Genomic DNA, 11843 nt, shown 5'->3' on the forward strand with positions numbered 1-11843 from the left:
GAATAGAGAATAGAGAATAGAGAATAGAGAATAGAGAATAGAGAATAGAGAATAGAGAATAGAGAATAGAGAATAGAGAATAGAGAATAGAGAATAGAGAATAGAGAATAGAGAATAGAGAATAGAGAATTTTTCCCTCCATAAAACTCTGATGTCGATTATCTATTTTCTGCCATCTGTACTCTATTATCTACATCAGAAATCATATCCAATAGAAACACCTGTTACGTTGGCTTTGGAGGCTGGATTGGTATAGCCTCTGATTGAGTCAGAAGTACCAATATTTATTCTTTCGTAGCGAAGTTTGATGGTGACTTTTTTGACTCTCACGCCTAATTCAACCGAAGGAGAAAGCATTTTTGTTAAATCAATTTCAGTATTGGGTAAAGCTAAATTTTTTTCATCCGTTTTCATTTTTGAAATAAGTGGATAACTGGTTGAAATTCTTAGACTTACCTTTACTTTTGATTTAGTTGCATAATTTAATTTTGCCCCTAAAGCAGGAGATAAAAATTTATATTTTTCCTCAAAAACCATTGGATTTCCTTCCGTTCCATAATCTGCTGAACGATTCCATACTTTGGCTTCAATTCCTACAAAAGGTTCAATGGAAGTTCTTGAACTATCTCCCAATTTAATTGGTATTCCTGCATCAATATTGACAAATCCCCCCTGATAACCCATTTTAGGAGCATTAAATGACGTAGTTCCATTTGGTCCTAAGGATATTGAACCTCCCATTTGATTTTTGTCCCCAAAACTCATATTTGCAGGATAATTATCGTTCACTTTTACATCACCGAGACTACTAAAAAAACCTCCATCTAAAGACAAACTGACTTTTTTAAGCGGTTGAACTTGAACATGAATACCTAATTTGCCAACAGTGGCATTTTCGAACCAATTAAAATTTTGAATTGAAACAGTTGGAGTAACTATGATAGGCTTCTGAATACCAGACGATTGCGAGAAAGTTGTCAATGAACTTCCTGTTAGGAAAATACCAAAAAGTACAATTCGTTTCATAGTTTTAAGCCCAATAGGGGTTTATAAGTTACTCTAAGAAATTACAACGTAAATCTTACTAAATTATTGCTTAAAAGTACGACAATTATTAAAACAGAAACCCTAAAAAACTGTTAATTTTTCCTAAAAAATCAGGATGCCTCATAACTTTAATTTCGGTGTAAAAATAAAATAAGCGAGCTAACACATACCGAGTTAGCAATTGTTAAGTCAAAACCTAAGGAAAAAGGAGAGTTATTTTGATTTCTATTAAAAAAGTTAATAAATTAGGAGAAAAATAAGACAACCCCATAAATAAAAGATATTTTCATGAAAAAGATTTCCACACTTTTGTCAGTAGCTTTACTTACCAGTCTGAGCATGAGCAGTTGTACTGATACTAAACAAATCACTGATTTACAAGACCAAGCTCGTAGATTAGAAGCACAAGTACAGAAAGAACGTCAAGAAAATGCAGAATTGAGTAGCTATCGTTTTAGCATGGAAAGTCAGTTTAAAAGAAAAAATGAAGACTATGTAAAATGTCAAGAAGAGGGAAAAGAGAATTTTGAATCTTTGAGTAAAAAATACGGTGAATTAGGCTCTGACTATGAAAAATTACAGGCTGCCTACAAATCACTAAATGAAGCTAATGACGCTAACCGAGAAATGTCTGCTCGTGTAATTGTTGATTTAGAAGAAAGAATTAAACAAATAAGAATTGCTAATGCTCCTTCAACTGCTCGTAAACGTAGTAGAAGACGTTAAAAATATAAGGGTTGACATATTATCATTATCAACAAAAAATAAATGTAAAAAGGGTAGCTTTCAATTGAAAGCTACCCTTTTTACATTTAAACTGATTATTTTCAATTTACTTCTCCATATAATCTACCACTAAACTCGCCATTGATTTCATACCTAACACAAAACCACCTTCGTCGATATAAAAATCTGGTGTATGATGTGGTGCAGTTTGCCCTTCGGGTTTGCCTTTTGGAGCTCCACCCAAGAAGAAAAACAACCCTGGTACTTTTTCCTGATAAAAAGCAAAATCCTCTGCACCCGTAGCTGCAGCCGTAATGGATACATTTGCTTTACCAGCTACACTTTCTAAAGTTGGCACCATTTTATCCGTCAAAGCTACATCATTAAAGGTAATCGGACACATTTTCGTAATTTTCACTTCGGCAGTTGCTCCTGCACTTTGAGCAATATTAGTCGCTACTTGTGCCATACGAGCATGAATCATATCTTGCACGGCTGGGTCAAGGGTACGAATTGTCCCGTTCATATTTACTTCTTCTGGAATAATATTGCTACGGACACCACCATTAATTTGTCCAACAGTAACTACTGCCGCAGATTCATTTAGAGGTGAATTTCTACTCACAATCGTTTGTAAACCCATAATCACTTGTGATGCCGTCACGATGGGGTCAATACCTTGCCAAGGGCTTGCACCATGCGATTGTTTCCCTTTAATTTTGATTTTAAACCAATCTGAACTCGCCATTGTTCCACCAGGTCGGTATCTAATTTTACCTATTTCGGTTTGGGCATTGATGTGTAACCCAAAAATAACATCTACTTTGGGGTTCTCCAGAACTCCTTCTTTTATCATCAATGGAGCTCCCCCCTCTTCTCCTTCAGGAGCTCCTTCTTCAGCAGGTTGAAAAATGAATTTAACGGTTCCTTTTAAATCATTTTTCATAGATGCCAAAATCTCAGCCGTACCCATCAAAATAGCAACGTGCGTATCATGTCCACAAGCGTGCATAACATTTACTGGCTGACCATTATATTCTCCAACGGCTTTTGAAGCAAATGGAATATCAACTCTTTCTTTCACGGGCAAACCGTCCATATCTGCACGAAGAGCAACAACAGGCCCAGGTTTTCCTCCTTTCAAAATACCAACAACTCCAGTTTTTCCAACGCCTGTTTTTACTTCTATTCCAAGCGATTTGAGGTGATTAGCTATTTTTTCAGCGGTTTTAAATTCACGATTTCCCAATTCTGGATTCAAGTGAAAATCTCTACGCCAAGCAACTACTTTACTTTCAAGGGTTTCTGCTTTTTGAGCAATTTTAGATTTTAAAGCGGTAGCGTTCTGCCCCAAAGCATTTGCCGTAATAAGTCCTATAAATGCTAATGTTGTAATACTTTTTTGCATATCAATATTTGATTTTTAGAATGATGAATAATTTCTCCATTAATATACAAAAAAAATGCACCCAATCTACATAAAGTTGATTGGGTGTTGTATCTAATTTTAAATTAGTATTGGAACTCGCTATTAATACTAATTTTAATGATTTTGATGCATTTTTAAAATTAGTATAATCAACCCATTGCAACATAAGCAAAGATAAACGAAGACTTATTACACAAAATAAAAAAAAATAAGCCGACTCAAAAATTATTTGAATCGGCTTATTTATAAGGATAAATGGTTTTCTATATTTCCACAAGCATCGCTCCGTAAGAATATCCGCCACCGAAAACGGTAACAATTATTTTATCTCCTTTTACGAATTTACCTTTATTTTCGTCTAAAGTTATCGCACAACCTGCACAACCTGTATTACCTAAATATTGGATATTTGAAAGCATCACATCTTCTGAAACGCCCAAAGTTCCCGCAACGTTTTTCGAAATCCTAAGGTTTGCTTGGTGTGGTGCAATATATTTTATATCGTTGATTGTTAAACCATTACGCTCAATTACTTGTAAACTTGCCTTTGGCATATAAGTACAAGCATTGATGAATACGTCTTTCCCGAAAGGCATAATAATTCCTCGGTCAAGTGGCTTTAAGGTTACGCTTACAGATGCTTTTCCAACATTGGCTGCTCCTCCCGTAAGTACATCTTTTATTTCCCAGTCTGACTCGGACGTTCTTTCTTTTGAAATTGACAACACTACTGCACCATCACCCCAAAGATGTCCTGCTTTTGTATCGTCTTCATTATTATAAGCCGTATTATGCTCTGATGCCACAATAAGTGCCTTTGTAGCCTTATTCAAAGCAAAATATCCTTGAACAATTTCGACAGCATTCAATAAAGATGAACAAGCTGATGAAATTGTTACTACTGGAATTTCTCCAACATTAATGTGATGTTGTACGGCATGAGCAAGTGTAAAAATACAATCATGTGGCGTATAAGTTGCCCCAATAATGAGGTCTATTTCAGAAAGGTCATAAGGAAGATTAGCGGTTAGTTTATCTACCGCCTGAATCGCCATTGTATGCGTATTTTCATCTGCTGATGCTTTACGACGTTCACGGATTCCTGTACGTTCAATAATCCAGTCATCAGTTAATCCATTCAGCTCTTCAAAATAGGCATTTGTAATAATTTGCTCAGGCAAATAACTGGCAATAGCGTTTATAAACATTCGTCTTTTGGTTCTTATGTTAGGAATTTTTAGTGGTTCAATTACACCTATAAAAGTACAGGCACTAAAAATTACCACAAAGAAACTCAAAGTTTGAGGAGCTTACAAATTATTCATGGAAATAAACAATTTTTACTTGAAATAATCTAAATATTTTTTGTACTATTTCCATGTTTTTTGCATAAATCTTATAAATGTCTGAAAAATTGACTTATAATACCGATTTACTTCCGCTTAAACCAAGTCTTCTTTTTAGTACCCGAAGCCGATTCATTTGGCTTTGAGGTATTTCTATGCTGATTTTGCGGTTTGGGTAATTCTACAACGGGTTGCGTACTAATTGGATAATCATGATTTTCAATGACTGGAATTTTCTTTCCAATCAATTTTTGAATATCCTTTAAATATGGTAATTCTTCAGTTTCACAAAATGAGAATGCCGTTCCGTTTGCTCCAGCACGTCCAGTACGCCCGATTCTATGCACGTAAGTTTCGGGAATATTAGGTATTTCAAAGTTGATAACATAAGCCAAATCGTCCACATCAATACCACGTGCAGCAATATCGGTAGCGACTAACACTCTGGTAGTTTTCGCTTTGAAATTATCTAAAGCTCTTTGACGAGCATTCTGGGCTTTATTTCCGTGAATGGCTTCGGCTTTGATATTACTTTTCAAAAGTGTTTTTACTACTTTATCCGCTCCATGTTTAGTACGAGTAAAAACTAAAGCCGTTTCAATCTTATCATCTTTCAGAATATCTAAAAGCAAAGCGTTTTTATTGTTTTTATCAACAAAATAAAGGGCTTGCTTAATAGTATCAGCCGTCGAAGAAACAGGGGTAACTTCTACTTTTTGAGGCTTATACAGAATACTATCCGATAGTTTTTGTATTTCTGGAGGCATCGTTGCCGAGAAAAACAAAGACTGCCGACGTGGCGGAAGAATTGCTAATAACTTCTTAATATCATGCACAAAACCCATATCCAACATACGGTCGGCTTCGTCCAAAATGAATATCTGAATGTCTTTTAAAGAGATAAAACGCTGATTAATTAAATCTAATAATCTTCCAGGGGTTGCCACTAAAATATCGACTCCATTTTGCAAAGCATCGGTTTGCCTGCCTTGTTTAACTCCTCCAAAAATTACGGTATGTGTCAAACCTGTATATTTCCCATACGCCTTAAAACTATCATCAATTTGTATCGCTAATTCACGAGTAGGCGTAACGATAAGAGCTTTTATCGAACGTTTTCCTTTATGAAAGGTATGATTCTTAAATAATAATTGAATAGTCGGAATAGCAAAAGCAGCCGTTTTTCCTGTACCAGTTTGAGCCACGCCTAATAGGTCTGTTCCTTGCAAAATAATGGGAATTGCCTGTGCTTGAATGGGTGTAGGAATTGTATAACCTTCCTCTGCTAATGCTTTTTGGATAGGTTCAATAAGATTTAATGATTCAAATGACATATTGTAAGGATTATTTATCACAATTGTAGGGGCGTATCACATACGCCCTCGCTGGTAGATATTGAGCGTATGATACGCCCCCTACCACAGAATTTCTGTACGAGTACAAAATTACGGAATTAATAAGGGAAAAACGATTTTGTGAGGTTTTAGGGTTAATCGGCTCAAAAAATACCTATATTTGAGCCGATTAGAAGGGTTAATTGGCTCAATGGATATTTTGGCAATAGAAAACCAGACAAAAGAATTTGTAACCCGATGCTTCCGCATCGGATTTTATTCATGTCCGATGCGGAAGCATTGGGTTACAGACAACTTAACCAAATAATAATCCCAAAAATTAGTCCATCAAAAAGAAAAAAACTAAATTTCAATTTCAACAAATCCAACATCAATGAAACGGTTTTTAATCTTATTTTCTTTTTGTACTTTCCCAATTTTAAGTTTTTCACAATGGCAAATTTCTGCTCCTGCGGGCGAGCGATATGCTACGGTCAATTCTGCTGGAGAAACCATTATCCCCAACGGTAGGATTATTAAACCATTAGGTAAAACTTACCGCATTGCTCCGCATCCTTACGGTATGGCGATGAGTCACGACGGCAAAACAATCATTACTGCCAACTCTGGAACTAACCCATTCTCTATCAGTATTTTGCAAAATATTTTTACGACTAACCCAACCATTACTCAGATACCTAACTCCCCCAAAACGGACGATAATTTATTGGCTGCCGTGTTTATGGGCTTGGCTATTTCTCCTGATAACAAATTGGTTTACGTAGCGGGTGGACAGACGAATAAGGTCTTTATTTTTGACATAAAATCAGGGAAAAAAGTAGGAGAAATCAACTGTAATATTTCTTTCGACAATCAGGATTATTCCGATGGATACATGGGCGACATGACGATGTCGGCGGATGGTTCAAAACTATATGTTGTTGACCAAATTGGTTTTAGAATTGCTATTATTGATACCAAGAAAAAAGCGGTCATTGAAAACGTAAAAACGGGTCGTTATCCTTTTGGAATTACACTTTCACCCGATGAAAAATCGCTTTACGTTGCCAATGTCGGAATGTTTGAATACAGTTTAGTCAAAAACCTTGACCCTAAAAACAAAGAAACGTATTTGAAAAAACCAGCTTTCGGGTTCAATACCAAAGAAATGCGTGAAGGTGTAAGAGTTGAAGATAAAGACGTGGCAGGTTTAGGCGACCCAAATGTACCAGAATCGTTTTCTGTTTGGGCGTATGATTTGACAGGAAAACCCAAAGTAAAGTCCAAAATCAAAACGGGTGTTATGGTTGGTGAAATGATTGAGGGCATTCCTGCGGTGGGCGGTTCAAGTCCAAACTCATTGGTGGCGACTGATAAATTCGTTTTTGTGAGCAATGGAAACAACGATAATATTTCTGTCATTGACCCGAAGGAAGGCAAAATAATCAATACTATCAAGTTGCAATTGGATAAAAGATTAGGTCGATTTAAAGGCGTTATTCCATTTGGTTTAGCCATTTCTCCAGACCAAAAACGCCTTTACGTAGCAGAATCTGGCATTAATGCAGTTGCCGTTATTGACATTCCCAAAATGCAAACCATTGGACATTTGCCTGTGGGTTGGTTTCCTTCAAAATTGAAAGTCAGCAAAGACAATCAAAAATTAGTAGTTGCCAATGCCAAAGGTTTTGGTTCTGGACCAAATGGCGGTTCAAAATTTAAAATTGGTGCAGAAGGTAGTTACATCGGAAGTTTAATGAAAGGTTCGGTTTCTGTGTTGGATATTCCGAAAGACGAAAATTTAAAGACCGAAACGGATAAAGTTGTGGCTTATAATTTCAAGTTTGAAGCAACAAAAAAGAGTGAAAATAATCCTATTCCAAGTTTCCCGAAAGAGAAAGAATCACCCATTAAATACATCGTTTATATCTCAAAAGAAAACCGAACTTATGACGAAATTTTTGGGCAATTAAAACAAGGAAATGGCGACCCTTCAATTGCTCGTTATGGCATCAATGCAAGTTTTGCTAATAAATCTGGCTCTCAAAAAATCAGCAATTGTACCGTGATGCCCAACCATTTAGCCTTAGCAAAACGATTTGGAACGGCAGATAATTTCTATGTTGACTCCGACCACTCCGCTGACGGACACCGCTGGCTTTCAGGCGTTTACCCAAATGAATGGATGGAAACTCATGTATCTGCTGCTTATGGTGGCAAACGTGAATACAAACAAGAATCTACTGCTCCAGGTCATTTTGCATTTGTGGGTTCATCGGGCAGTTTTTATCCTGAAGATTATAATCAGGACGGCTCAATGTGGGAGCATTTTGAACGCAATAATATCTCATTTCACAACTACGGATTTACGACTGAGCAAGAAGGAAATTACAATGACTCAACCATGAAAATTAGCGGTGAAAAATATGGTGTAAATTATCCACTGCCTAATGCTATGTACAAAAATACGGAATGGGAGTTTCCAACCTATAATATGGCAATTCCAGACCAATTTCGGGCAGATGTTTTCATCAAAGATTTTCAAAAGAAATTTATAGGTGAAGGCAAAACCATGCCTCAAGTTGTGCCTTTGATGTTGCCAAATGACCACGGAGCGGGCGAAAGACCAAAAGCAGGTTTTCCGTTCAGAGAAAGTTATATGGCAGATAATGACTTGGCGGTTGGGCGAGTTGTGGAATTTTTGAGCCATACGCCTTACTGGAAAAACATGGCGATTATTGTTACCGAAGATGATTCGCAAGGGGGAATTGACCACGTGGATGCACACCGCAGTATTTTGCAAATTTATTCCCCTTATGCCAAGAAAAATTTCGTCGGACATCAGCATTATAGTTTCGGCAGTATTTTCAAAACGATGTGGAACATTTTGGGCATTCCGTACTTAAATCAATACGACGCAGGAGCAACTGACCTTTCAGATTTTTTTACTGATCAAGCAGATTTTACGCCTTACGATGCCCTAAATGTGGATAAACGCATTTTTGACCCTATCAAAGCACTCACTCCAATCGATGAAAAATTTGATTGGAAAGCCTTAAAGGAATCTCCCATTATGGATGATGATGATTACCTTTTTAAAACTCGTGAAGAAGAAGACAAAAAGGAATTAGAAGAAAAAGAATTTCAAGCAAATCCAAGATTATATAAGACAAAAAAGAAGAAGAAAAACTGATTTTAATGGTGATTTAGTGAATTGTGATTATTAAAAAATATTAAAACACAATTCACTAAAACACAAATCACTAATTCACCATTCATTAAATCACTCAATCACAATTAAATAATCCTCCTTTTATCATAAATTAATTGCGTTTATCGTTTTGTGTTCAGAAATTTGACAAAATTAACTCTAACGCTTTTAATCCCCATTCTACCAAAACATGATTCGTAAACTTTACGCCTTTTTGGCGATTACCCTATTTACTGCTACTGCCTTTACATTTACCGAAGAAGGAGAAAATCTCACTGAAAAAATTGCTCTAAAACTCGAACAGTATCGACTAACAACTCCCCAAGAAAAAGTCTATCTTCATTTCGACAAACCGTACTATATGGCAGGAGAAACGATGTGGTTTCAAGGTTATCTTTTTGATGGCATGATTCATAAAGTAGATTCAGTGAGCCGTGTCTTGTATGTTGACTTAATTGATGAAACAAAAGGTAAAGTCATTGCCAGTAGAATCTTGAAATGCGATGGTTCAACACACGGAGATTTCGTTTTACCTGATAGTTTAGCAGAAGGTATTTATCACATTCGAGCGTACACCAATTACATGAAAAATTATTCAGAAGAATTCTTTTTTCACCAAAATTTTAAAATTTGGCAAGGCTCAATTAAGAATCGTTTATCTGATGAAAATGCCTTAAAATTAACGCAAGCGGCTGATATTCAATTTTTTCCAGAAGGAGGAAACACGGTCATTGGCATCACCTCTCGTATCGGGTTCAAAGCCATTAATGTTGCAGGCAAAGGCGTTGATGTTCAAGGATTTGTGTTGGACAATATGAAAGATACCGTAGCGGCATTTCAGTCTGAGCATTTGGGAATGGGTTATTTCAGTTTCACACCCGAAGAACAAAAAACTTATACTGCCTACATCAAGCAAAATGACGGAAAAGTTCTTCCGTTTGCTATGCCAGCAACCTATGCACAGGGCTATACAATAGCGGTTGACAATTTAAGTAACAAAGAGAAAGTCAAAATATTTGTCTCTAATAGTTCTCCTGTCTCTGCTGACAAATCAAAAGAATTAATCATTGTGGCACATCAAAGAGGTCAACTTTGTTTTATAGCAAAAGGCAACGAAACACAAAAAACATTCGGGATTTCAATACCTAAAACTAAAATTCCTGATGATGGAATCGTACAAGTTACCTTGATGAATGCTCAAGGCGAACCAATATGTGAGCGTGTGTTTTTTCATAGTCAACAGCAAAAACAACTAACGCTAAAAGTCACTCCTGACAAAGCCAGTTACAAACATCGTGAAAAAGTTACGGTAAATATAGAAGCTACCAATCCTGACGGAAAACCCGTTATTGGTAATTTTTCGGTAGCCGTAACCGATGCCAAGCAAGTATTAACCGAGCCATATCAAGAAAATTTATTGTCTTATCTTCTCATCAGTTCAGATGTGAGTAGTCTATCGAGTAATGAATATTATTCAACTTTAAGAGGAAATATTGAACAACCCGCTTATTATTTCAACAAAGAAAATCCAGAAGCTAATCGTCATTTGGATATGTTGATGATGACACAAGGTTGGCGAAGATTTATCTGGAAAGACTTAATGTCAGATAAACAACCCAAATTAGCGAATTTCTTGGAAACAGGTTTAGAAGTAACAGGCAAAGCATTAAGACCCAATGGAAAAGTTGCCGACAATGTAACCCTAACATTGATGGTAAAAAACCCAAAACAAGACCCTATTTTTCAGATGGGCATCACTGATTCATTGGGGCGATATGGATTTTATGGTTTAGATTTTAATGACTCCACTCAAATTTTTGTACAGGGTATGAAAAAAGGAGGAAGCAAAAATCTTGATGTTTCGATTGATGGTTTAAAACCTACTCCAACCGTCAGAATCATTAAAACACCTTACAAAGCCATCGAATTTAACACACAAGAATTAGCGATTTTTCTTAAAAAAACCAATGAAGCCATTGAGTTAGACAAGAAAATGAGATTAAGTAAAGACTCCCAATTATTAGAAGGCGTAACAGTAAAAGCAAAAAAAATTGAAGAACACGACTCTCGAAAAATTTACTCGAATCCTCAAAGTTCTATTCAAGTAAATCAACAACTTTGTGCTGGAGCAAACAGTATTTTCCAAATTATTCAAGGCAGAGTCGCTGGCGTTCAGGTATCTTCTAATGGTCAAGGTGGTTACACCGTTTTGATAAGAGGAATAAGTAGTATATCGGCAAGTAATGAACCTCTTTATTTATTGGATGGTATGCCCGTTGATGCCGACGCACTTTCTTCAATCACTCCTTGTGATGTAGATAAAATTGACATCTTAAAAGGAGCAGAAGCCGCTATGTTTGGGTCAAGAGGTGCAACAGGGGTAATTTCTGTTTTAACTAAAAGAGGTTCTGGAAATTATGACTACTCAAAAGACCCTGTTTTGGGGATTAGTGTTCAAAAACGGATGGGGTATAACGTTGCTCGTGAATTTTATGCTCCAAAATATGATGTGGACATTCCAGACCATGTTCGACCAGATTTTCGCTCTACTTTACATTGGCAGCCCAACGTAAGAACCGATGCCAATGGCAAAGCAAGCATTACCTACTGGAATACTGATGCCTCGACAGATGTACGCATCATGATTGAAGGAGTTTCTGCACAAGGAAATATTGGCATCGCAAAAATTGAATACGGAGTGAAGTAATTCAAATGGGGAAAGACATTCATAGTTTGAGATGTTGAAATAT

Annotated in this window: 7 protein-coding genes; 3 read left to right on the forward strand and 4 right to left on the reverse strand. The window is 36.5% G+C overall.

What is annotated here, in order from left to right; genetic code table 11:
• Positions 1-195: 195 nt before the first annotated feature.
• Entirely contained in the window at positions 196-1026 is an 831-nt protein-coding gene (locus VB796_RS08335) for a hypothetical protein (RefSeq protein ID WP_323346067.1), read from the reverse strand.
• A gap of 309 nt (positions 1027-1335) precedes the next feature.
• On the opposite strand from VB796_RS08335, the gene VB796_RS08340 reads away from it, so the two are divergent.
• Positions 1336-1773: a hypothetical protein gene (locus VB796_RS08340; RefSeq protein ID WP_323346068.1), complete on the forward strand. Its 438-nt coding sequence runs from the start codon at positions 1336-1338 to the stop codon at positions 1771-1773.
• A gap of 106 nt (positions 1774-1879) precedes the next feature.
• On the opposite strand, the gene VB796_RS08345 is transcribed toward VB796_RS08340, so the two are convergent.
• From VB796_RS08345 to VB796_RS08355, 3 genes are all read right to left on the reverse strand, one after another.
• The gene (locus VB796_RS08345) at positions 1880-3181 is read right to left on the reverse strand and encodes an amidohydrolase (protein WP_323346069.1); all 1302 of its coding nucleotides are present in this window, start codon (positions 3179-3181) and stop codon (positions 1880-1882) included.
• 284 nt (positions 3182-3465) lie between these two features.
• Positions 3466-4410: a ketoacyl-ACP synthase III gene (locus tag VB796_RS08350; RefSeq protein WP_323346070.1), complete on the reverse strand. Its 945-nt coding sequence runs from the start codon at positions 4408-4410 to the stop codon at positions 3466-3468.
• A gap of 224 nt (positions 4411-4634) precedes the next feature.
• Positions 4635-5882 carry a DEAD/DEAH box helicase gene (locus VB796_RS08355; protein ID WP_323346071.1) on the reverse strand — a complete coding sequence of 416 codons (1248 nt, stop codon included), beginning with the start codon at positions 5880-5882 and terminating at the stop codon, positions 4635-4637.
• 394 nt (positions 5883-6276) lie between these two features.
• Between VB796_RS08355 and VB796_RS08360 the strand changes: the two genes are divergently transcribed.
• Together VB796_RS08360 and VB796_RS08365 are read left to right on the forward strand one after the other, a co-directional pair.
• Complete coding sequence (locus VB796_RS08360) at positions 6277-9075, forward strand: bifunctional YncE family protein/alkaline phosphatase family protein (RefSeq protein WP_323346072.1); 2799 nt, start codon at positions 6277-6279, stop codon at positions 9073-9075.
• 208 nt (positions 9076-9283) lie between these two features.
• The gene (locus VB796_RS08365; RefSeq protein WP_323346073.1) at positions 9284-11800 is read left to right on the forward strand and encodes a TonB-dependent receptor plug domain-containing protein; all 2517 of its coding nucleotides are present in this window, start codon (positions 9284-9286) and stop codon (positions 11798-11800) included.
• Positions 11801-11843: the final 43 nt, after the last annotated feature.

Source organism: Arcicella sp. LKC2W (genome assembly GCF_034931005.1).
Taxonomy (GTDB): Bacteria; Bacteroidota; Bacteroidia; order Cytophagales; family Spirosomataceae; genus Arcicella.

Bases quoted from the DNA above. Each gene is read 5' to 3' on its own strand.
- VB796_RS08335 (WP_323346067.1), bottom strand. From the start codon at position 1,026: ATGAAACGAATTGTACTTTTTGGTATTTTCCTAACAGGAAGTTCATTG.
- VB796_RS08340 (WP_323346068.1), top strand. From the start codon at position 1,336: ATGAAAAAGATTTCCACACTTTTGTCAGTAGCTTTACTTACCAGTCTG.
- VB796_RS08345 (WP_323346069.1), bottom strand. From the start codon at position 3,181: ATGCAAAAAAGTATTACAACATTAGCATTTATAGGACTTATTACGGCA.
- VB796_RS08350 (WP_323346070.1), bottom strand. From the start codon at position 4,410: ATGTTTATAAACGCTATTGCCAGTTATTTGCCTGAGCAAATTATTACA.
- VB796_RS08355 (WP_323346071.1), bottom strand. From the start codon at position 5,882: ATGTCATTTGAATCATTAAATCTTATTGAACCTATCCAAAAAGCATTA.
- VB796_RS08360 (WP_323346072.1), top strand. From the start codon at position 6,277: ATGAAACGGTTTTTAATCTTATTTTCTTTTTGTACTTTCCCAATTTTA.
- VB796_RS08365 (WP_323346073.1), top strand. From the start codon at position 9,284: ATGATTCGTAAACTTTACGCCTTTTTGGCGATTACCCTATTTACTGCT.